The sequence below is a fragment of the Streptomyces rubradiris genome (assembly GCF_016860525.1).
GTDB classification, from domain to species: domain Bacteria; phylum Actinomycetota; class Actinomycetes; order Streptomycetales; family Streptomycetaceae; genus Streptomyces; species Streptomyces rubradiris.
Map to the genome: position 1 here is coordinate 1,513,625 of NZ_BNEA01000001.1, position 20,839 is coordinate 1,534,463.

Here is a 20,839-nt window from a genome sequence, read left to right on the forward strand (position 1 = left end):
CTGTTCTCCGTTCTCGGTGAAGCGCTTTCCGATCAGTGTTCGAGATCTCGGCCACAGGGGGCCGTGATCCAGTGCGGTTCAGCCCGCGTACGGGTCCTGCACCGTGCCCGGCCGGGCGAGGAACTCGAAGTCGCAGCCGGTGTCCGCCTGGGTGATCTGCTCGCTGTAGAGCGCGCCGTAGCCGCGTTCGTAGCGCACGGGCGGCGGGGTCCACTCGGCCCTGCGACGCTCCAGTTCGGCGTCGTCCACGTCGAGCCGGAGGGTGCGCGCCTCGACGTCGAGCGTGATCAGGTCGCCGGTGCGCACCAGGGCCAGCGGGCCGCCGACGTAGGACTCGGGGGCCACGTGCAGCACGCACGCGCCGTAACTCGTGCCGCTCATCCGGGCGTCGGAGATCCGGACCATGTCCCGCACGCCCTGCTTCAGCAGATGGTCCGGGATCGGCAGCATGCCGTACTCGGGCATGCCCGGGCCGCCCTTGGGGCCGGCGTTGCGCAGCACCAGGACGCTGTCGGCGGTGATGCCGAGCGCGGGGTCGTTGATGGTGCGCTGCATGGTCTTGTAGTCGTCGAAGACGACGGCCGGTCCGGTGTGCTTGAGCAGGTGCGGCTCGGCGGCGATGTGCTTGATGACCGCGCCGTCCGGGCAGAGGTTGCCGCGCAGCACCGCGACCCCGCCCTCGCTCGCGACCGGGTTGTCCCGGGTGCGGATGACGTCGTCGTCGTGGACCCGGGCGCCGGCCAGCTGCTCGCGCAGGGTGTCGTGGCACACCGTCGGCCGGTCCAGGTGGAGCAGGTCGGTGATCCGGGACAGGAAGCCGGGCAGGCCGCCGGCGAAGTGGAAGTCCTCCATCAGGTACTTCCGCCCGCCGGGGCGGACGTTGGCGAGGACCGGGACCGTGCGGGCGATGCTGTCGAAGTCGTCCAGGGTGAGCCGGACCCCGGCCCGGCCTGCCATGGCGATGAGGTGGATCACCGCGTTGGTGGAGCCGCCGAGGCCGAGCACGGTGGTGACGGCGTCCTCGAAGGCCTCCCGGGTGAGGATGCGGGACAGCCTGCGGCCTTGGTGGACGAGTTCCACGGCGGTCATGCCCGCCTTCGCCGCCATCCGGTCGTGCCCGGAGTCCACCGCCGGGATGCTGGACGCGCCCGGCACGGTCACCCCCAGCGCCTCGGCCGCCGCGGTGAGCGTGGACGCCGTGCCCATCGTCATGCAGTGGCCGGGCGAGCGGGCCAGGCCGCTCTCCAGCTCGGCCATCTCGCAGTCGCCGATGAGGCCGGCCCGCTTGTCGTCCCAGTACTTCCACATGTCGGTGCCGGAGCCGAGGACCTCGCCGCGCCAGTGGCCCGGGAGCATCGGACCGGCCGGCACGAACACGGCGGGCAGGTCGGCGGAGGCCGCGCCCATCAGCAGCGCGGGCGTGGACTTGTCGCAGCCGCCCATGAGCACCGCCCCGTCGACCGGGTAGGAGCGCAGCAGCTCCTCCGTCTCCATGGCGAGCAGGTTGCGGTAGAGCATGGGGGTCGGCTTCTGGAAGGTCTCGCTGAGCGTGGAGACCGGGAACTCCAGGGGGAAGCCGCCCGCCTGCCACACCCCGCGCTTGACGGCCTGGGCGCGGTCGCGCAGGTGGACGTGGCAGGGGTTGATGTCGGACCAGGTGTTGAGGATGGCGATGACCGGCTTGCCCAGGTGCTCCTCGGGCAGGTAGCCGAGCTGGCGGGTGCGGGCGCGGTGGCTGAAGGAGCGCAGCCCGTCGGTGCCGTACCACTGGTGGCTGCGCAGTTCCTCGGGCCGCTTGGGGGTCGCGTTCACATGGACCATCCGGCGGCGATGGCGGCGACCTCGGCGCGCTCGTTCTCGGGCAGCGGCCTGCTGGGCGGGCGGACGTCCCGGCGGCACAGTCCGAGCGCGGCGAGGGCCTCCTTGACGACGGTGACGTTGTTGGCGCTGCCCTGCGCGGCGCGCAGCTCCTCGAAGCGGCGGATCTGCTCCCAGACCTTCATGGCGGCCGGGTAGTCGCCGGCGCGCAGCGCGTCCAGCATGTTCCGGGAGACGGCCGGGGCGACGTTGACGAGCCCGGAGGTGAAGCCGGTGGCGCCCGCGGAGAAGTAGGAGGGGGCGTACGGTTCGGCGAGGCCGGCCACCCAGACGAAGCGGTCCAGGCCGGCGTCCCGGGCGAAGGCCGCGAACCGGGCGGCGTCCGGGACGGCGTACTTCACGCCGATGACGTTCGGGCAGTGGTCGGCGAGTTCGGCGAGCCGGGCGCCGGGCAGCTGCGCGTTGCGGATGTAGGGCACCACGCCCAGTTCGGGGACGGCCTCGGCGATGGCGCGGTGGTAGTCGACCCAGCCGGCCGCCGACACGTACGGGTGCACCGGCTGGTGGACCATGACCATCCGGGCGCCGAGGCTCCCGGCGTGCCGGGCGGAGGCGATCGCGGTGGGCAGGTCGTGGCCCACGCCGGCCAGGATCACGGCGCGGTCACCGGCCTCGTCCGCGGTGAGCTCGGCGACCAGCCGGCGCTCCTCGGGGGTGAGGGCGTAGAACTCGCCGGTGTTGCCGTTCGGGGTGAGGGTGGTGATGCCGCCGTCGAGCAGGCGGCGCAGCAGCGCCCGGTGGGCGGCGGTGTCGACGGTGCCGTCCGCGGCGAAGGGGGTCACCGGGATGGCCACCACGTCGGCCAGGGCCGTCCGTTGGGTCTCGAAGGTCACGCTGCTCATTGCTCGCCTTCCGTGGGGAGGGGCTCGGGGAACGCCCGGCCGACGAAGGACGCGATGTGGGCGTGCAGGGCGCCCGCTGCCCCGTCCGCGTCGCCGTCCAGGGCGAGCCGCAGGATCTCGCGGTGCTCGGCGGCCTCCCGTTCCCAGGAGGGGTCGGTGGCCCAGGCCACGGCGGAGACGAGGGCGGCCTGGTCGCGGACCTGGTCCAGCATCCGGGCGAGCAGCGGGTTGCCGCAGGGCAGGTACAGGGCGCGGTGGAACTCCCGGTTGGCCAGGGAGCGTTCGGCGGTGTCGGTGGCGTCGTCGGCGCGGGTCAGCGCGTCGCGGGCGGCGTCGAGGGAGGCGCCCCTGGTGACGGCCCGGCGCAGGGCCTCCGGCTCCAGCAGCAGCCGTACGTCGTACACCTCGCGCGCCATGTCCGCGTCCACCATGCGCACCGTGACGCCCTTGTACTGGCTCATCACGACCAGGCCGGTCCCGGCGAGGGTCTTCAGCGCCTCGCGCACCGGGGTCTTGGACACCCCGAACTGCGCGGCCAGTTCCGTCTCCACCAGCGCCTGACCGGGCGTCAGCCGCCCGGTGAGGATGCGGTGTTTGATCGCGTCCAGCACGTACTGCGTACGGGACGGGATCGGGGTGGGCACAGAGGTCATGCGGCCCTCTCGGATCTCACATATCGCGTCTCATATATGACGTACGAAGTACGACGCGTTGAAGGTAGGAGGGGCCGAATGTTTCGTCAATGCTTCTGACAAAGGAAGTTGCGGGGGCGTGGGTTCCGGTTCGTCGGGGCGGGGGCGGCCCGGTGACTCCCCACGGGGGCACCGGAACCGCCTTAGCCCGGCTCCCGCCACTCCCTACCCGCACCCCTGTCCGCGCCCCCCCGGTCCCGGGCATCCTCCCGATCCCCGCGCCCCTGCCTTAGGCCCACGATGGGCGGGCATGACGACTTCTCCGACCGTGTTCCGGGTGCTGCGGGACCGGGATGCCGGGCTGTATCTGGGGGCCGTGGTGGTGTCCGGGTTCGGCACCTCCTCCTTGTGGCTGGCCTGTGGGGTGTGGGTGAAGGACATGACCGGCTCCGACGCCCTCGCCGCGCTGTGCATGCTCGCGATGTGGGCGCCCTCGCTCGCCGGTCCGGCGCTCGGTACGCTCGCCGACCGGGTGCGCCGCAGGCCCCTGCTGATCTGTTTGAACCTGGGCCTCGCCGCGCTGCTCCCGGTGCTCTTCGCCGTCGACTCCCCGCACCGCGTGTGGCTGCTGTACGCCGTGCTGCTGGTGTACGGCGCCGCCGGCACCGTCCATGACGCCGCCGAGTCGGCGCTGGTGACCACCGTGGTCGGCACCCGCCTGCTCGGTGACTTCAACGGGCTGCGGATGACGGTCACCGAGGGCATGAAACTCGTCGCCCCGCTGACCGGCGCCGGCCTGTACGCGGCCTGGGGCGGCCCCGCCGTGGCCTGCCTGGACGCGGCCAGCTTCGTGCTCGCGGCCGGGATGTGCGCCCTGCTGCGGGTCCGCGAGGAACGGCCCGTACCGTCCGGCGCGGGCTGGTGGCGGGAGACCGCCGAGGGCACCCGCCACCTGTGGGGGCACCCGGCGCTGCGCCCGCTGGTCCTGGCGGGCGGCCTGACGATGCTGTTCACCTCGCTCGCGAGTACGGCGGTGTACGCCGTGGTCGACCGCCTCGGCCACTCCCCCGCCTACCTGGGCGTGCTGTACGCCGCCCAGGGCGCCGGCTCGGTGGCGGCCGGGCTGCTCGCCGGGCCGGCGCTGCGCCGGCTGGGCGCGCGGCGGCTCGCGGCGGCCGGGATCGCGCTGACCGCGGTCGCGGCGGCGGCGCGGGCGGTGCCGTGGGACCCGGTGGCCCTGGCGTCGAGCGCGGCCGGCGGGCTGGGCCTGCCCTGTGTGCTGATCGCCGCGCTCACCGCCGTGCAGCGGGGCACGCCGGAGCCGCTGCTGGGCCGGGCTACGGCGACCGCCAACACGCTGATGTTCACGCCCACGGCGGTCGGGCTGGCCGCCGGGACCGGCCTGGTGGAACCGGCCGGCCCCGGCCCGCTGCTGCCGCTGTGCGGCCTGGCCCTGCTGGCGTCGGCCGTCCCGCTGCGGAAGCGGCCGGCCGCCCCGGCGGAGACCCCGGTCGGCGTGGACCTCACATGAACCCCCTCGGCGAAGCCCCCGGCCGGTGCGGCCTCACATGCCTCCCGGCGAAGCCCCCGACCGACACCGGCCCCGCACGAACCCCTCGGCGAAGCCCCCAGACCGGCACCGGCCTCACATGTCCCCCTCAGCGGGCCGCCAGCCCCGCCCGCACCGCGGCCAGGTCCTCGTCGGAGGCCAGCCCGGCGTGGTACAGCCGCAGTTCGGTGGCGCCTTCGGCACGCGCGCGGGCCGCGTCCGCCGCGAGCGTGCCGGGGCTGCCGCCCATGCCGGTGACGACGGTGAGGTTGGCGGCCAGCACCGTCCCCCGGCGCGCCTCGGCGGCGAACGGCGCCAGCGCCGCCGTACCGCCCGCACAGGGCACCACGACGCCGTCGGCCACGGACAGGATGTGGGCGGGGTCGACGCCCGCGTTGGCGCCGCAGTGGTAGGAGACCGGGTCGGCGTGCAGCAGCACCCGGAAGCCGCTCGGCGCGGCGGCGCGTACGGCGGCGACGACCTCCTCCTGGAGGGTGCGGGCGGTGGTGTCCCGCCACGCGCGCGTGGCCGCCGCCGGCTCCTCGCCGAGCAGTTTCTCCACCGTCGGCCAGCCGGTGTCGTCGGCCGTGCCCCGCCACAGCGGCTCCAGCGCCCGGCGCACGGCCGTGGCCAGCGTGTCGGCGTCCAGGCCCTGCTCGCCGTAGCCGGCCCGGCAGGACGGGCAGAAGCACAGGGACATCAGGTACTGCCCGGCCTCCCCGAGGGGCACGCCGGCGGTCTTGTCATGGGCGTGCAGGTGCTGGAACCCGTACCAGCCCAGGGACTCCAGTTCGGTGCCCCGCGCGCCGGGGCGTACGGCGGCCTCGGCGGCCAGGTCGGTCAGGTACGCGCGGGTGCCGGGCTGGGCGATGCAGGGCGCCCACGGGTAGCGGTCGCCGTAGGCGTTGACGACGGAGGTGTCCGGGTGTTCGGCGCCCATGCGGGAGTTGTGGGCGAGGACGACCCAGGTGTGCACCTCCAGGCCGGCCGCGGCGAGGGCCTCGGCGGCCTCGGCGTAGGCGTTGCCCGGGGCCCAGCGGCCGGCCGGGTAGGGGCGCAGGCCGCGTCCCGCCCAGCGGTCGCCGGGCGGGTAGAGGACGGCCGCGTACTCGGCGGTGACGACGCGGTGCCGTGGGTGGCGGGGGGTCAGCGCGCGGGTGGAGTGGTAGGCGGCGGCCAGGGTGACCTGCTCGACGCCGAGCCCGGCGATGCGCGCGGGCGCCTCCGGGTCGCCGCCCACGTCCCAGGGGTAGACGAACGCCGACGCCCTCACGCGTCCCCCTCCAGCAGCGCCTGGCCGCGCTCGATGAGCCGGGCGAGCTGTTTGACGTGGTCGTCGGCCGGTTCGTGCAGCGGGGGCCGGACCTCGCCGACGTCCAGGCCGCGCAGCCGTACGCCCGCCTTGACCAGGGAGACGGCGTAGCCGCGGCCCTGGGCGCGCAGGTCGGCGAACGGGCCGTAGAAGCCGTCCAGGAGGCGGTGGGCGACGGGCAGGTCACCGGTGCGCAGGGCGCGGTGGAAGGCGAGGGCGATCTCGGGGGCGAAGCAGAACACCGCGGAGGAGTACAGGGTGATGCCGAGCGCGCGGTAGGCGAGCTGGGTCTGCTCGGCGGTGGGCAGGCCGTTGAAGTACAGGAAGTCGCCGGGGACCTCGGTGCGGACGGCGCTGACCACGCGCTGCATCAGGTCGAGGTCGCCGAGGCCGTCCTTGAGGCCGATGACGCCCTCGGTGCGGGCGAGTCCGACGACCGTCTCCGGGGTGAAGACGGCGTTGTCGCGCTGGTAGACGATCACCGGCAGGGCGGTGGCCGCGGCGACCTCGCGGTAGTGCCGCAGCAGGCCCTCCTGGCCGGCGAGCACCAGGTACGGCGGCATGGCGAGGAGGCCGTCGGCGCCCGCGGCCTCGGCGAGCCGGGCGTAGCGGACGGCGAGGGCGGTGCCGTATCCGGCGCCCGCGACGACCGGGACGCGTCCGTCGGCGGCCTCGACGGCCGCGCGGACGCAGGCCTCGAACTCCTCCGGCAGCAGCGCGTGGAACTCCCCGGTGCCGCAGGCGGCGAAGACGGCGGCGGCACCGGCTTCGACGCCGCGGCGCACATGGGTGCGGTAGGCGTCCAGGTCGAGTGAGCCGCCCGGGCCGTAGGCCGTGACGGGGAAGAAGAGCGGTCCGCGCGGGTCGCGGAGCCGGGCGGCGAGAGGGGCTGGCGTCACAGGCGCTCCCTGTCGGTGCATGTTTCTGATCACTGTCTATATTTCTGAACGGCCTCACGCTACGGGCCGCAATTGCGGCGGGTCAAGCCGGAGTGCGGGCAACAGAGCAGCGGATTTCCTCCTGGCGGGGCACACTTGACGAGGCGCGGCACCCCTCCCTAGCGTGTCCACGCATGTGAACCTTGTCCACACATGCGGCCGTTGAGGACACCGGTTCCCGGACCCCAAGGAGATCGAAGGATGCCCGCTCCCCGCACCGTCCTGCTCACCGGCGCCGCCGGCGGGCTCGGCACCCTGATGCGGTCCCTGCTGCCCGCGTACGGCTACGAACTGCGCCTGTTCGACGTGCGCCCCATCGAGGGCGAGCCGGACGCCGTCACCGCCGACCTCACCGACAAGGACGCGCTGCGCGAGGCGGTCCGGGGCGTGGACGCCGTACTGCACCTCGCGGGCATCTCCCTGGAGGCACCCTTCGAGAAGATCCTCCGGTCGAACATCGAGGGCACCTACAACCTGTACGAGGCCGCGCGCCAGGAAGGCGTCGGGCGGATCGTCTTCGCCTCCTCCAACCACGCCGTCGGCTTCACCCCGGCCCCGCGCGCGGGCGAACCGCTCATCCCGGTCGACACCCCGCGCCGCCCGGACACCTTCTACGGCCTGTCGAAGTCCTTCGGCGAGGACCTGGCCCAGTTCTACTGGGACAAGCACGGCCTGGAGACCGTCTCGGTGCGCATCGGCTCCTGCTTCCCGGAGCCCACCAGCGTGCGCATGCTCTCGCTGTGGATGAGCCCCGCCGACGGCGCCCGCCTCTTCCACGCGGCCCTGACCGCCGAGGGGGTCGGCCACACGGTGGTCTACGGCTCCTCCGCCAACACCCGCCTGTGGTGGGACCTGAGCAGCGCCCGGGCGCTCGGCTACGACCCCCAGGACGACTCCGAGCCGTACGCGGCGAAGCTCATCGCCGAGCAGGGCGAGCCGGACCCGGAGAACCCGGCCCACGGCCGCCTCGGCGGGCACTTCGTCACCGACCCGCCGATCTGGCCGTACTGAAACCCCCGCCGGCCGCCGGATGACTCCCCGGCGGCCGGAAACCGACGTCCACGCGCGCGGGCGGGCACCGAACGGGCCCGCCCGCCGCCGTGTCCGGGCATCCGCGGTGCCCGAACCCACCCCGCACCGGACGGCCGCACAGGTCCGCCGCGGGCACGCCCCGGCCGAAGCGGGCACAAACGGGCAGCATCGGGCCCGTGACAGACCTGGTCAGCGCCGCGCACCGGCGGTAGAACTTCCCCCATGGGCCCGAACGGGCGACTCCACAGGGAGGCGGGTGACGACATGGGCACGTGGACCGCGGAGGCACGCCGGCGCGAGATCGTGCGGGCCGCGCGCGCCACCGGTTCGGTGGACGTCTCCGCCCTCGCCGCCGAACTCGGCGTGGCCAAGGAGACCATCCGGCGCGATCTGCGCGCCCTGGAGGACCACGGCCTCGTCCGCCGCACCCACGGCGGCGCCTATCCGGTGGAGAGCGCCGGCTTCGAGACGACGCTCGCCTTCCGCGCCACCAGCCGGGTGCCCGAGAAGCGCCGGATCGCCGCCGCGGCGGCCGGGCTGCTCGGGGAGGCCGAGACGGTCTTCGTCGACGAGGGCTTCACCCCGCGGCTCATCGCCGAGGCGCTGCCCCGGGACCGGCCGCTGACCGTCGTGACGGCCTCCCTGCCGGTAGCGGGCGCCCTCGCGGAGGCCGACCGGGTGTCCGTGCTGCTGCTCGGCGGCCGGGTCCGCCCGGGCACGCTGGCCACCGTCGACCACTGGACGACGAAGATGCTGGCCGGCTTCGTGATCGACCTCGCCTACATCGGGGCCAACGGCATATCCCGCGAGTACGGCCTGACCACGCCCGACCCGGCGGTCAGCGAGGTGAAGGCACAGGCCGTCCGGGCAGCCCGCCGCACCGTCTTCGCGGGCGTGCACAGCAAGTTCGGCGCGGTCAGCTTCTGCCGGTTCGCGGAGGTCGGCGCGCTGGAGGCGATCGTGACCAGCACCCTCCTGCCGTCCCCCGAGGCCCACCGCTACTCCCTGCTGGGCCCCCAGGTCATCCGGGTCTGACCACCGACCCGTCCCACCTCCTTCCCCGGCCGCGGCAGCCCTTCGTACGCCCTTTGTCTCCCCTTCTATCCAGGAGCGATCCATGCGCACCCCGAGCCGACGGAGGCCGCGAGCGGCGCTCGCCGTGGCCGCCGGGACGCTGCTCGCCCCCCTGTTGTCCGGCTGCTGGGCCGGCGCGGGCGGGTCCGGGTCCGGCGGCGACGCCATCAACGTCCTGATGGTCAACAACCCGCAGATGACCGAGTTGCGGAAGCTGACCGCCGCCCACTTCACCCGGGACACCGGCATCAAGGTCAACTTCACGGTCCTGCCCGAGAACGACGTCCGCGACAAGATCAGCCAGGACTTCGCCAACCAGGCCGGCCAGTACGACGTCGCCACCCTGTCCAACTACGAGATACCGATCTACGCCCGCAACGGCTGGCTGCACGAGATGGACTCGTACGTGGCGAAGGACCCCGCGTACGACGAACCGGACGTCCTGCGGCCCCTGCGCGAGGCCCTCACCGGCCCCGACGGCAAGCTCTACGGGCAGCCCTTCTACGGCGAGTCGTCCTTCCTGATGTACCGCAAGGACGTGTTCGCGGCGAAGGGCCTGACGATGCCCGCCCGCCCCACCTGGCGGCAGGTCGCCGAACTGGCCGCGCAGACGGACGGCGCCCGGCCCGGCATGCGGGGCATCTGCCTGCGCGGGCTGCCCGGCTGGGGCGAGCTGACGGCACCGCTGACCACCGTCGTGAACACCTTCGGGGGCACCTGGTTCGACAAGGACTTCAAGGCCCGGCTCGACTCGCCCGCCTTCCGCGAGGCGACCGAGTTCTACGTCGGCCTGGTCCGCCGGCACGGCGAGTCCGGTGCCGCCCAGTCCGGCTTCGCCGAGTGCCTGAACAACATGACCCAGGGCAAGACCGCCATGTGGTACGACGCCACCTCCGCGGCCGGCCTGCTGGAGGCGGAGGGCTCCCCGGTGCGCGGCAAGCTCGGCTACGCCCCCGCGCCCGTGGAGCGCACCGAATCCTCCGGCTGGCTCTACACCTGGGCCTGGGGCATCCAGCAGTCCTCCCGCAACCCGGACAAGGCATGGAAGTTCGTCTCCTGGGCGTCCGGCAAGGGCTACGAACGGCTGGTCGGCGAGACCAGCGGCTGGGCGAACGTCCCCGCGGGCAAACGGGCCTCGACGTACGCCAGCCCTGACTACCGGGCGTCCGCCGCCGCCTTCCAGGACATGACCAGGAAGGCCATCGAGAGCAGCCGCCCGGACGACCCCGGCGTCCAGCCGCGCCCCGCGCCCGGCATCCAGTTCGTCGGCATCCCCGAGTTCACCGATCTGGGCACCAAGGTCTCCCAGGAGATCAGCGCGGCCATCGCCGGACGCCAGTCCGTCGCCTCGGCGCTGCGCGAGTCCCAGCGGCTCGCCGAACGCATCTCCGAGGAGTACGAGGGACGATGACCGCGACGACCGCGCCCCTGACCCGCACCCCGGTGCGCGCCGCCCGCCGGCCTCCGGCCCGGCTGCGCGCCTGGGCCACCCGGGCCCCGCTGCTGCCCGCCCTCGTGTTCCTGATCGCCGTCACCCAGCTGCCGTTCGCGGCCACGCTGGTGATCTCCTTCTTCGACTGGAACGCCCTGTACCCCAAGGCCCGCCGCTTCACCGGCCTGGACAACTACCGCCAGGTCCTGACCGACGCGGACCTGCGCCACTCGGTGTGGACGACCGTGCTGCTCACCGCGGCGGTGGTGCTGGCCAGCCTGGTCCTGGGACTTCTGCTGGCGCTGCTGCTGGACCGCCGGTTCCGCGGCCGGGGCATCGTGCGCACCCTGCTCATCGCACCGTTCCTGGTGGTACCGGTGGCGGCGGCCCTGCTGTGGAAGCATGTGCTCTACAACCCTGAATACGGCCTCTTGAATGGGTTGTCGCACTATGTGGGCGGCCCACAGCCCGACTGGATCTCCCGCACCCCGCTGCTCGCCGTCGAGGCATCCCTGGTGTGGCAGTGGACGCCGTTCATGATGCTGATCCTGCTGGCCGGGCTGCAGAGCCGGGACCAGCAGCAGATCGAGGCGGCCCGGGTGGACGGCGCGGGCGACTGGCAGATCTTCGTCCACCTCACACTGCCGCACCTGCGCCGCTATCTGGAACTCGGCGCCCTGCTGGGCTCGATCCACATCGTGCAGAACTTCGACGCGGTGTTCACGATCACCTCCGGCGGCCTGGGCACCGCCAACCTGCCCTACACCGTGTACCAGAGCTTCTACCAGGCCCACGAGAACGGCCTTGCCTCCGCCGCCGGGGTCCTGGTGGTCATCGGCTCGCTCGTCATCGCGACGTTCGCGCTGCGCGTGGTGTCGTCGCTGTTCCGCGAGGAGGTGTCCCGCGCATGAGGGCCGTACGCCGCCACGGGCCGGGCCTGCTGGCCTGGTTCGCCGGGATCGTGTTCTTCCTGCCCATCGCCTGGATGGCGCTGACGTCCTTCCACTCCGAGGCGGACGCGGCGGCCAACCCGCCGTCCTTCACCGCCGCCCTGACCCTCGACGGCTACCGCGCGTTCTTCGGCAGCGGCGGCGGCGCGAGCCCGTGGCCCGCGCTGGCCAACTCCGCGGTGGCCTCGGTCGCCTCGACCCTCCTCGTGCTGCTGCTGGCCCTCCCGGCCGCCTACGCGCTGTCGATCCGGCCGGTGCGGAAGTGGACGGACGTGCTGTTCTTCTTCCTGTCGACGAAGATGCTGCCGGCCGTGGCGGGCCTGCTGCCCGTCTACCTCTTCGCGAAGAACGCCGGGCTGCTCGACAACATCTGGCTGCTGGTCGTCCTGTACACCTCCATGAACCTGCCGATCGCGGTGTGGATGATGCAGTCCTTCCTCGCCGAGGTGCCGGTCGCGGTCATCGAGGCGGCCCGGGTCGACGGCGCCCGGCTCCCGGTCGTCCTCACCCGCGTGGTGGCCCCGATCGCCCTGCCCGGCATCGCCGCCACGGCCCTGATCTGCTTCATCTTCAGCTGGAACGAACTGCTCTTCGCCCGGGTCCTGACGGGCGTGGTCGCCGAGACCGCCCCCGTCTTCCTGACCGGCTTCATCACCAGCCAGGGCCTGTTCCTGGCGAAGGTGTGCGCCGCGTCGCTCGTCATCTCCCTGCCGGTACTCGCCGCGGGGTTCGCCGCCCAGGACAAGCTGGTCCAGGGCCTGTCGTTGGGAGCCGTGAAATGAAGGCCGCAGTCATCGAGTCCGTGGGCCGCGCCGTCGTCACCGAGGTCCCCGACCCGGTGCCAGGGCCGCGCGAGGTCGTCGTCGAGGTCGCCGCCTGCGGCCTGTGCGGCACGGACCTGCACATCCTCCAGGGCGAGTTCGCGCCCGAGCTGCCGATCGTGCCGGGGCACGAGTTCGCCGGCGAGGTGGTCGCGGTCGGCACCCGGGTCACGGAGCTGTCGGCCGGCGACCGGGTCGCCGTCGACCCCTCCCTGTACTGCCACGAGTGCCGCTACTGCCGTACGGGCCACAACAACCTCTGCGAACGCTGGGCGGCGATCGGCGTGACGACGGCGGGCGGCGCGGCCCGGTACGCCGTCGCCCCCGTGGCGAACTGCGTACGGCTGCCCGAGCACGTGCGCACCGAGGACGCGGCCCTGGTGGAACCCCTGTCCTGCGCGGTACGCGGCTACGACGTGCTGCGCTCCCGCCTCGGCGCGCACGTGCTGATCTACGGCTCCGGGACGATGGGCCTGATGATGCTGGAGCTGGCCAAGCGGACCGGCGCGGCGAGCGTGGACGTGGTCGACGTGAACCCCGCCCGGCTGGAGACCGCCCGCCGGCTCGGCGTCACCGGCGCGGCCGACAGCGCGGACGAGCTGGACCGGCCGCAGGGCTGGGACGTGGTCGTGGACGCGACCGGCAACGCGGCGGCGATCCAGGACGGCCTGGACCGGGTGGCGAAGGCGGGCACCTTCCTCCAGTTCGGCGTGGCGGACTACGCGACCCGCGTGACCATCGACCCGTACCGGATCTACAACCAGGAGATCACGATCACCGGTTCCATGGCCGTGCTGCACAGCTTCGAGCGGGCGGCGGAACTGTTCGCGAACGGGGTGCTGGACCCGGAGGTCTTCATCAGCGACCGGGTCCCGCTGGAGCGCTACCCGCAGGCGCTGGAGCAGTTCGCGGCGGGCGTGGGGCGGAAGATCGTGGTGGTGCCGTAGGCCGTCGGGCGTATCGAGTGGGCCGTTCGGCGGGTTCCGTGGGCCGTTCGGCGGGTTCCGGCCGGTAAGGGAACGGTAAAGCGGTGTCGTTCGTTCTACCCGGCATGACAGCTATGACCCCAGGCTCGAACATCCCTCTGCCGACCGCGCGCGTGACGGTGGACGTCTCCGCCCCGGTGCGGCTCGACGTGTCGGGCCTGCTGCTCACCGGCGACGGCAAGGTGCGTTCCGACGACGACTTCATCTTCTACAACCAGCCGAGCGGCCCCGGCGTGACCTACCGCTCGGGCGGCGGCACGGCTCCGGACGCGGTCACGGTGGACACCGCCGCCGTCCCGCCGGAGATCGAGAAGATCGTCGTCACGGCCAGCCCGGACGCGGCCGGCCAGACCTTCCAGGGCATCGAGCCGACGGCCACGATCCGGGACGCGGACGGCGGCGCCGTGCTGGCGACGTTCACCCCGCCGCAGCTCGGCACCGAGACCGCGCTGGTGATCGTGGAGATCTACCGCCGGGGCGGCCAGTGGAAGGCACGGGCCGTCGGCCAGGGGTACGCCAACGGGCTCGCGGGCATCGCGACCGACTTCGGTGTGACGGTGGAGGAACCGGCCGCTGCCACACCGGCTCCGGCTCCCACGGCCCCGCCGCGGCCGGTGACCGCCCCGCCCGTGCCGGCCGCCGCCCCGCCGCAGCCGGCGGCCCCGCCGCCCGCCCCGGTGCCGGGCGCCGGGAAGATCAACCTGGACAAGGGCCGGGTCAGCCTCCAGAAGAACCAGACGGTGTCCCTGGTCAAGGGCGGCCGGCCGGTGCTGTCCCAGGTGCGGATGGGCCTCGGCTGGGAACCGGCGTTCCGGGGCAGGGACATCGACCTGGACGCCTCGGTCATCGCCTACGGCCCGCAGCGCAACCACATCGACAGCTGCTACTTCGGCAACCTGGTGATCCTGAACGGCGCGATCCGGCACTCCGGTGACAATCTGACCGGCGAGGGCGGGGGCGACGACGAGGTCATCACGGTCGACCTCGGCCGGCTGCCCCAGGAGGTCACCGGCCTGGTCTTCACGGTGAACTCCTTCTCCGGCCAGAAGTTCACGGAGGTCGCCAAGGCGTACTGCCGCCTGGTCGACGCGGCGACGGGCGAGGAACTGGTCCGCTTCGACCTCACCGCCGCGGAACCCCGTACGGGCGTCATGATGGCCAAGCTCATCCGCCAGTTCTCCGGCGAATGGGACATGACGGCGATGGGCGACTTCGTCAAGGCCCGCACGGTACGCAACATGGTGGACCCGGCCGCGAAGGCGCTGTAACTCCGACCCCCCGCAGGAGGGGGCGGCACCCTTGCCGCCCCCCCCCCCCCCCCCCCCCCCCCCCGCCCAGCCCCACCGACCCGCACCGAGAAGCACCCTCAACCGGTCAGCGGTGCACCGCCCCCAGCCCCTCCCCCAGCAGACTCAGATAGCGGCGGATCTCCTTCTCCCCCGCCCCCGCCAGCTCCGCCGCCGAAGCCACCCCGTGGGTCAGCCGCAGCACCTCGATCGGCTCGATGTCCCGCCGCAGCGCACCGGCCTCCTGCGCCGCCACCACCAACCGCGTCACGGCCCCCTTCACCACGGCCCCGCACACGGTCAGCGCCGCCGCACCGCCGTCGGTCACCGCCGAACCCAGCAACGCCTTCATCCCGCGCACCTGAATCGTGCCGACCGCCAGCTCGTACAGCCACTCCGCCAGCGCCTCCCCCGGCGCCAGCTCCTTCGCCAGCTCGTCGGCCCGCGCCCCCAACGCCTCGACGCGGCCCACGTACGCCGCCTCCAGCAGCGCCTGCCGCGTCGGGAAATGCCGGTACAGCGTCCCCGAACCGACCCCCGCGCGTTTGGCGATGTCGTCGAGTGACGCGTTCTCCCCACGCTCGGCGAAGGCCTCCGCCGCCACCTTCAGCAACCGCTCGTAGTTGCGCCGAGCGTCCGCGCGCATGGGCCTGCCCTGCGTCATCCACCCACTCCTCGCCGACCGGGGACCCTCTCCGTCATCTTATCGAGACAAACGGAGAGAGTCCCCGCCCATCGGTCCTGGTCAGGGACCGGCCGGGTGGGGTCAGCGCCGCTGCCGCTTCCAGGGGCCGGTGATGGCGAGCAGGATGCCGGGCGTCTGGATGCTGGCGAACAGGGTCCGGCCGTCGGGCGAGAAGGTGACACCGGTGAACTCGCTGTACTCCGGCTCCTCCGGGGTGCCGATGTTCAGCTCGTTGCGGGCGATCGGGTAGGTCCGCCCGCTCTCGGTGGCGCCGAACAGATGCTGGACGCCCTCGCCGTCCTCCGCGATGACCAGGCCCCCGTAAGGGGAGACGGTGATGTTGTCGGGGCCGTCGAAGGCGCCGTCCGCGGCCGGGTCCGGGTTCACCCCGAGCAGCACCTTCAGGGTCAGCGTGCGGCGCCCCGGGTCGTAGAACCAGACCTGGCCGTCGTGCTGGGCGGGGCTCTCCTGGCGGGCGTAGGAGGAGACGACGTAGACACCGCCGTCGGCCCACCACATGCCCTCCAGCTTGCGGGCGCGGGTGACCTGGCCGTCGGTGAACTGCTTGCGCACCGAGACGGTCCGGGCGTCCCGGTCGGGCACGTCCAGCCAGTCCACGCCGTACACGGTGCCGGCCTTCGTGGCACGGGCCAGGTCGTCCACGTACCGGCCGCCGGAGTCGAAGCACTTGAAGGCCTGGAGCACGCCCGCGTCGTCGGCGAGGGTGCGCAGCTTGCCCCGGCCGTGCCGGAAGCCGGTGGGCGGGACCCAGCGGTAGAACAGGCCGTTGGGGCCGGAGGCGTCCTCGGTGAGGTAGGCGTGGCCGCGCTTGGGGTCGATGACGACGGCCTCGTGGGCGTAGCGGCCGAACGCCTTGACCGGCTTGGGGTCGCGGTTGGCCCGGCGGTCCTCGGGGTCGACCTCGAAGACATAGCCGTGGTCCTTGGTGAAGCCGTTCTTCCCGGCCTTGTCCTCGGTCTCCTCGCAGGTCAGCCAGGTGCCCCAGGGGGTGCTGCCGCCCGCGCAGTTGGTGGCGGTGCCGGCGATGCCCACCCACTCGGCGACCTCGCCGCCCCGGCGGACCTCGACCACCGTGCAGCCGCCGGCCGCCGCCGGGTCGTAGACCAGGCCCTCGGCGAGCGGCACCGGGTGCGGCCACTGGGCGCGGGCGCCGGCCAGCTCGTGGTTGTTGACGAGCAGGGTGGTGCCGCGCCGGCCCGCGAAGGTGGCGGTGCCGTCGTGGTTGGACGGGGTGAACTCGCCGGACTCCAGCCGGGTCCGGCCGCTGTAGGTGATGATCTCGTAGCGGAAGCCGGCGGGCAGGGCGAGGATGCCGTCCGGGTCGGGGATCAGCGGGCCGTAGCCGACACCGTGGTGGTGGCCCCCGTGCGCCGGGGCGGCCCCGGCGCTCTCGGTCTCCGTGGCGGCAAGGGCGTTCGGCGCGGTGGCGAGGGCGCCGACGCTGCCCGCCAGGGCGACCCCGGCACCGGTGAGCGCGGATGTCCTGGTGAAGTCCCTGCGGGTGAGCGACATGGTGTCTCCTGTGACGACGGGTTGCGGTGTCGTGGAGGGTGGGGGGCCTCGGTTCGGCGCTCACGCTTCCGGCCACCCGTGAACGGAAGTTGAACACCGGACCACCACCGTGGCGCCTGTTCCATGAATCCGTATGCGGAAGACCATGACTCCGTATACGACGACCACGACTGCCTGTACGGAGATCACGGCTGCGTATGCGACGCCGCCCCGGGCTCCCGGAACCTCGTCACCCACGACACCGGCATCCCGCCCCGGTCGCCGCACCCGTCGGCGCCCGGCCCGGCCTCTCCCCCGCCGGGACCTCCGCGCTCAGCCCCCGTGCTGGGACCGCGCCTTGAACGCCGCCTTCCGGGCCTCCTTGGCCACCTTCTTGTCCGGGTGCAGCCGGCCCATCGCGTCCAGCACCTCGGCGGTGGCGGGATGGTCCACCCGCCAGGCCGCCGCGAAGAACCCGCTGTGCTGGGCGGCCAGCCCCTCCACCAGGGCGCGCAGTTCCTCGGAGTTGCCCTCGGCCGCCAGCTGCGCGGCCAGCGTGTCGACGGTCAGCCAGAACACCAGCTCCTGGGAGGGCGCCGGCACGTCCGCGGCCCCCCGCTCGCTCAGCCACACCCGGGCCAGCCCGCCCAGCTCGGGGTCGTCCAGCACCTCCCGCAGCGCGGGTTCGGCCTCGGCGCCCAGCAGCGACAGCGCCTGCTGACAGCGCAGCCGGCGCAAGGGGCCCCCGGCGTCCGCGCCGCGGGCCGCCGCCAGCAACTCCCGGGCCGCGTCGAGCGGTTCGCGGCGGGCGAGCCACAGTTCCGTCTCGGCGCGGGCGGCCGGCTGCCCGAACCGGGCGGTGCCGTCGAGCAGCGCGTCCGCGCCCTTGTCGGCCAGCTCGCCGACGACGGGCGCCTCGAACCCGGCCTCCAGCAGCCGCGCCCGCAACCCGTACACGCCGAGCGGGGTGAGCCGGACCATGCCGTACCGGGAGACGTCGGTGTCGTCCACGGGCGCCGCGGGCTCCTCGTCGGCGTCGGCCATCAGCGCCTCGTCCACCGGCTGGTAGGCCACGAGTCCGGCCGGCTCCAGCGCGCGGAACTGGTCGTCCAGCCGCATCATCGCGTCGGAGACCTGCTCCAGGACGTCGTTGGTGGGCTCGCCCATGTCGTCGGGCACCAGCATGGAAGCGGCGAGGGCGGGCAGCGGGACGGGGCTCTCGCCGACGCCGTCCTCACCGACGGTGAGCAGATAGAGGTTGCCGAGGACGCCGTCGAGGAAGTCCGCGTCCGCCTGCGGATCCCAGTCGAGCGACGCGAAATCGACCCTGCCGCTGTCGTCCACGGCGTCGGCCAGGCCGTCCAGATCGGGCACGGCCGCGTCGGCGAGGACGGTCTCCAGCGCGGTGAGCCACACCGCGAGCACATCGCGCGGGGAGCCGGTGAGCAGGGCCAGGTTCTCCCCCGCCCGGACGGTGCCGGCCTCCTCGTCGACGATCTCGACCAGGCCCGCGTCCACGGCGACCCGCCAGGCCTCGCCGGCGTAGGCGACGGCGTCGTCCCCGGCCAGACCGAGCAGGGCGGCGGCGGCCGGCAGCTGCTCCTCCACCAGGGTGCCGCCCGCGTCCACCCGGGTGTCCGGTCCGGCCCAGCGGGCGAGGCGGGCGGCCCGTGACAGCAACGGCGTGGACAGCGCGGCGCGCGCCAGCTCCGCTTCGGGGCGCAACCGCGCGGGTGGCAGGGGGGAGCTGTCTGACATCGGCTGGTTCTCCTCGGACCGAGAAACGGGCTCAGCCGCTCAGCCTAGACGGATTTCCACCCATGCCGCCCGGTTCATCTGTCCGTAAGCCGTCGGCCATGGCCGAAACCTTGACAACTCCCGGGCGCAGGCAGGAGATTGACGCGCGTAGAAGTTCGGGGGACAACTGTTCACTCGGCGCTACGCGTGTCACAGGGGGCACACGCGTCCCCTCGGTCTCCGTTTCCGTCCTCGTCCCGGCGCTCACGCACGTCCCGGAGGGAATCCCTTGCCGAGCAGGTCTTCCGCGCGCCTCGCCGCGCTCACCGTCGCCGCCGTCTGCGGCGCGGCGTCCGCCGTCGTCCTCACCTCCCCCGCGCACGCCGACTCGGTGCGCGTCCACGACATCCAGGGCACGACCCGGATATCGCCGTACGCCGGGCGGCAGGTGACGGACGTGCCCGGCATCGTCACGGCCACCCGCACCTACGGCTCCTCCCGGGGCTTCTGGCTCCAGGACGCGGCCCCGGACGACGACCCGGCCACCAGTGAGGGCGTCTTCGTCTTCACCAGCTCCACGCCGAAGGTCGCGGTCGGCGACGCGGTGACGGTGACCGGCACGGTCACCGAGTACGTCCCGGGCGGCGCCTCGTCCGGCAACCAGTCGCTGACGGAGATCACCAAGCCGCAGGTCACCACCGTCTCCACCGGCAACCCGGTCCCGGCGCCGGCCGTGATCGACGAGGACGCGGTGCCGGACGCCTACACGCCGAAGGGCGACCCCGCCGCGGCGGGCTCGGTCAACGGGCTCGCCCTGGACCCGTCGGCGTACGCCCTGGACTACTACGAGTCCCTGGAGGGCATGAACGTCCAGGTCGCCGACGCCCGCGTGGTCACCGCGACCGACTCGCACAGCGAGCTGTGGGTCACGGTCAAGCCGTGGGAGCACCGCAGCCGCCGCGGCGGCACGGTCTACGGCTCGTACGACTCCCAGAACACCGGCCGGCTCCAGATCCAGTCGCTGGGTCCCGCCGCCGGCTTCCCCAAGGCGGACGTCGGCGACCGCCTCTCCGGTACGACGACCGGCCCGCTGGACTTCAACCAGTACGGCGGTTACACCCTGGTCGCGAGCGGCCTCGGCACGCTGGAGAAGGGCGGCCTGGAGCGCGAGACCACCCGCGCGCAGTCGGGGCGCGAGCTGGCGGTGGCGACGTACAACGTCGAGAACCTCGACCCGTCGGACGCCACCTTCGAGGAGCACGCCGCCGCGATCGTGCACCACCTGAAGTCGCCGGACATCGTGTCCCTGGAGGAGATCCAGGACAACAACGGCGCCGAGAACGACGGTACGGTCGACGCCGGCCAGACCGTCACGAAGCTGATCGACGCGATCGCCGCGGCGGGCGGCCCGGTGTACGACTGGCGCTCGGTCGACCCGGTCGACGGCCAGGACGGCGGCGAGCCCGGCGGCAACATCCGCCAGGTGTTCCTGTTCAACCCCGAGCGGGTCTCCTTCACGGACCGCCCGGGCGGCGGCCCGGCCACCGCGACCGGGGTCACCAAGGTGCGCGGCAAGGCCCGGCTGACCCTCTCGCCGGGCCGGATCGACCCGGCGAACGCGGCCTGGAGCAACAGCCGCAAGCCGCTCGTGGGCGAGTTCGTCTTCCGCGGCAAGACCGTCTTCGTGATCGCCAACCACTTCAACTCCAAGGGCGGCGACCAGGCTCTGACCGCGCAGTACCAGCCGCCGGTGCGCGGCTCGGAGGTCCAGCGGCACGCCCAGGCGACGGCGGTGAACGCGTTCGTCAAGGACATCCTGGCGGCGCAGAAGAACGCGGACGTGATCGCGCTCGGCGACATCAACGACTTCGAGTTCTCCGGCACCACGAAGATCCTGGAGGACGGCGGCGCGCTGTGGTCGGCGATCAAGTCCCTGCCGAAGAGCGAGCGTTACACCTATGACTACCAGGGCAACCAGCAGGTCCTGGACCAGATCCTGATCAGCCCGGCGATCCGCCGCGGCGGCTTCGAGTACGACAGCGTGCACATCAACGCGGAGTTCCACGACCAGATCAGCGACCACGACCCGCAGGTCCTGCGGCTGCGTCCGTAACCCCGGGACACGACGGCGGGACCGGCCGGGCAGCGCGCCCGGCCGGTCCCGCCGTCCCGT

At 73.2% G+C, this 20,839-nt stretch carries 17 protein-coding genes; 9 read left to right on the forward strand and 8 right to left on the reverse strand.

Features of this window, described 5'->3' with window-relative positions:
- Positions 1-78: 78 nt before the first annotated feature.
- From araD to Srubr_RS07045, 3 genes are read right to left on the reverse strand one after another with little or no spacing between them, the layout of a single operon-like run.
- Positions 79-1,821: an L-arabinonate dehydratase gene (araD, locus tag Srubr_RS07035; protein WP_189998141.1), complete on the reverse strand. Its 1,743-nt coding sequence runs from the start codon at positions 1,819-1,821 to the stop codon at positions 79-81.
- Complete coding sequence (locus Srubr_RS07040) at positions 1,809-2,720, reverse strand: dihydrodipicolinate synthase family protein (RefSeq protein WP_189998142.1); 912 nt, start codon at positions 2,718-2,720, stop codon at positions 1,809-1,811. Before Srubr_RS07040 ends, araD begins: the two co-directional genes overlap by 13 nt.
- Positions 2,717-3,373 (reverse strand): GntR family transcriptional regulator, encoded by a 657-nt coding sequence (locus tag Srubr_RS07045; protein ID WP_189998143.1) that lies wholly within the window; start codon positions 3,371-3,373, stop codon positions 2,717-2,719. The genes Srubr_RS07040 and Srubr_RS07045 overlap by 4 nt, the downstream gene beginning before the upstream one ends.
- A 289-nt stretch (positions 3,374-3,662) precedes the next feature.
- On the opposite strand from Srubr_RS07045, the gene Srubr_RS07050 reads away from it, so the two are divergent.
- Entirely contained in the window at positions 3,663-4,883 is a 1,221-nt protein-coding gene (locus tag Srubr_RS07050; RefSeq protein WP_189998144.1) for an MFS transporter, read from the forward strand.
- A 127-nt stretch (positions 4,884-5,010) separates the two neighbouring features.
- On the opposite strand, the gene Srubr_RS07055 is transcribed toward Srubr_RS07050, so the two are convergent.
- Both Srubr_RS07055 and Srubr_RS07060 read right to left on the reverse strand, forming a co-directional pair.
- On the reverse strand, positions 5,011-6,174 hold the full coding sequence (locus Srubr_RS07055) for a hypothetical protein (RefSeq protein ID WP_189998145.1): 1,164 nt from the start codon (positions 6,172-6,174) through the stop codon (positions 5,011-5,013).
- Entirely contained in the window at positions 6,171-7,112 is a 942-nt protein-coding gene (locus Srubr_RS07060; protein WP_189998146.1) for a 5-dehydro-4-deoxyglucarate dehydratase, read from the reverse strand. Before Srubr_RS07060 ends, Srubr_RS07055 begins: the two co-directional genes overlap by 4 nt.
- A 240-nt stretch (positions 7,113-7,352) precedes the next feature.
- Here Srubr_RS07060 and Srubr_RS07065 point away from each other — a divergent pair, with 240 nt between their 5' ends.
- From Srubr_RS07065 to Srubr_RS07095, 7 genes are all read left to right on the forward strand, one after another.
- Entirely contained in the window at positions 7,353-8,162 is an 810-nt protein-coding gene (locus tag Srubr_RS07065) for an NAD-dependent epimerase/dehydratase family protein (protein ID WP_189998147.1), read from the forward strand.
- 285 nt (positions 8,163-8,447) lie between these two features.
- Positions 8,448-9,218 (forward strand): DeoR/GlpR family DNA-binding transcription regulator, encoded by a 771-nt coding sequence (locus tag Srubr_RS07070; protein ID WP_189998148.1) that lies wholly within the window; start codon positions 8,448-8,450, stop codon positions 9,216-9,218.
- An 82-nt stretch (positions 9,219-9,300) separates the two neighbouring features.
- Positions 9,301-10,668: an ABC transporter substrate-binding protein gene (locus Srubr_RS07075; RefSeq protein WP_189998149.1), complete on the forward strand. Its 1,368-nt coding sequence runs from the start codon at positions 9,301-9,303 to the stop codon at positions 10,666-10,668.
- A complete protein-coding gene (locus tag Srubr_RS07080) occupies positions 10,665-11,600 on the forward strand; it encodes a carbohydrate ABC transporter permease (protein ID WP_189998150.1) in 936 nt (311 codons plus the stop codon). The genes Srubr_RS07075 and Srubr_RS07080 overlap by 4 nt, the downstream gene beginning before the upstream one ends.
- Positions 11,597-12,421 carry a carbohydrate ABC transporter permease gene (locus Srubr_RS07085; protein ID WP_189998151.1) on the forward strand — a complete coding sequence of 275 codons (825 nt, stop codon included), beginning with the start codon at positions 11,597-11,599 and terminating at the stop codon, positions 12,419-12,421. The genes Srubr_RS07080 and Srubr_RS07085 overlap by 4 nt, the downstream gene beginning before the upstream one ends.
- Entirely contained in the window at positions 12,418-13,407 is a 990-nt protein-coding gene (locus tag Srubr_RS07090) for a zinc-dependent alcohol dehydrogenase family protein (RefSeq protein ID WP_189998152.1), read from the forward strand. The genes Srubr_RS07085 and Srubr_RS07090 overlap by 4 nt, the downstream gene beginning before the upstream one ends.
- Positions 13,408-13,520: 113 nt before the next feature.
- Positions 13,521-14,714, forward strand: coding sequence for a TerD family protein (locus tag Srubr_RS07095; RefSeq protein WP_189998153.1), 1,194 nt, complete (start codon positions 13,521-13,523; stop codon positions 14,712-14,714).
- Between the two features lie 106 nt (positions 14,715-14,820).
- Here Srubr_RS07095 and Srubr_RS07100 read toward each other — a convergent pair whose 3' ends face one another.
- The 3 genes from Srubr_RS07100 to Srubr_RS07110 form a co-directional block, all read right to left on the reverse strand.
- On the reverse strand, positions 14,821-15,396 hold the full coding sequence (locus Srubr_RS07100) for a TetR/AcrR family transcriptional regulator (RefSeq protein WP_189998154.1): 576 nt from the start codon (positions 15,394-15,396) through the stop codon (positions 14,821-14,823).
- Between the two features lie 102 nt (positions 15,397-15,498).
- Complete coding sequence (locus Srubr_RS07105) at positions 15,499-16,950, reverse strand: alkaline phosphatase PhoX (RefSeq protein ID WP_189998155.1); 1,452 nt, start codon at positions 16,948-16,950, stop codon at positions 15,499-15,501.
- Between the two features lie 312 nt (positions 16,951-17,262).
- Positions 17,263-18,687 carry a hypothetical protein gene (locus Srubr_RS07110; protein ID WP_189998156.1) on the reverse strand — a complete coding sequence of 475 codons (1,425 nt, stop codon included), beginning with the start codon at positions 18,685-18,687 and terminating at the stop codon, positions 17,263-17,265.
- Between the two features lie 268 nt (positions 18,688-18,955).
- Between Srubr_RS07110 and Srubr_RS07115 the strand changes: the two genes are divergently transcribed.
- Positions 18,956-20,779: an endonuclease/exonuclease/phosphatase family protein gene (locus tag Srubr_RS07115; RefSeq protein WP_189998157.1), complete on the forward strand. Its 1,824-nt coding sequence runs from the start codon at positions 18,956-18,958 to the stop codon at positions 20,777-20,779.
- The last annotated feature ends 60 nt before the right edge of the window (positions 20,780-20,839 follow it).

Bases quoted from the DNA above. Each gene is read 5' to 3' on its own strand.
- araD (WP_189998141.1), bottom strand. From the start codon at position 1,821: ATGGTCCATGTGAACGCGACCCCCAAGCGGCCCGAGGAACTGCGCAGC.
- Srubr_RS07040 (WP_189998142.1), bottom strand. From the start codon at position 2,720: ATGAGCAGCGTGACCTTCGAGACCCAACGGACGGCCCTGGCCGACGTG.
- Srubr_RS07045 (WP_189998143.1), bottom strand. From the start codon at position 3,373: ATGACCTCTGTGCCCACCCCGATCCCGTCCCGTACGCAGTACGTGCTG.
- Srubr_RS07050 (WP_189998144.1), top strand. From the start codon at position 3,663: ATGACGACTTCTCCGACCGTGTTCCGGGTGCTGCGGGACCGGGATGCC.
- Srubr_RS07065 (WP_189998147.1), top strand. From the start codon at position 7,353: ATGCCCGCTCCCCGCACCGTCCTGCTCACCGGCGCCGCCGGCGGGCTC.
- Srubr_RS07070 (WP_189998148.1), top strand. From the start codon at position 8,448: ATGGGCACGTGGACCGCGGAGGCACGCCGGCGCGAGATCGTGCGGGCC.
- Srubr_RS07075 (WP_189998149.1), top strand. From the start codon at position 9,301: ATGCGCACCCCGAGCCGACGGAGGCCGCGAGCGGCGCTCGCCGTGGCC.
- Srubr_RS07080 (WP_189998150.1), top strand. From the start codon at position 10,665: ATGACCGCGACGACCGCGCCCCTGACCCGCACCCCGGTGCGCGCCGCC.
- Srubr_RS07085 (WP_189998151.1), top strand. From the start codon at position 11,597: ATGAGGGCCGTACGCCGCCACGGGCCGGGCCTGCTGGCCTGGTTCGCC.
- Srubr_RS07090 (WP_189998152.1), top strand. From the start codon at position 12,418: ATGAAGGCCGCAGTCATCGAGTCCGTGGGCCGCGCCGTCGTCACCGAG.
- Srubr_RS07095 (WP_189998153.1), top strand. From the start codon at position 13,521: ATGACCCCAGGCTCGAACATCCCTCTGCCGACCGCGCGCGTGACGGTG.
- Srubr_RS07100 (WP_189998154.1), bottom strand. From the start codon at position 15,396: ATGACGCAGGGCAGGCCCATGCGCGCGGACGCTCGGCGCAACTACGAG.
- Srubr_RS07105 (WP_189998155.1), bottom strand. From the start codon at position 16,950: ATGTCGCTCACCCGCAGGGACTTCACCAGGACATCCGCGCTCACCGGT.
- Srubr_RS07110 (WP_189998156.1), bottom strand. From the start codon at position 18,687: ATGTCAGACAGCTCCCCCCTGCCACCCGCGCGGTTGCGCCCCGAAGCG.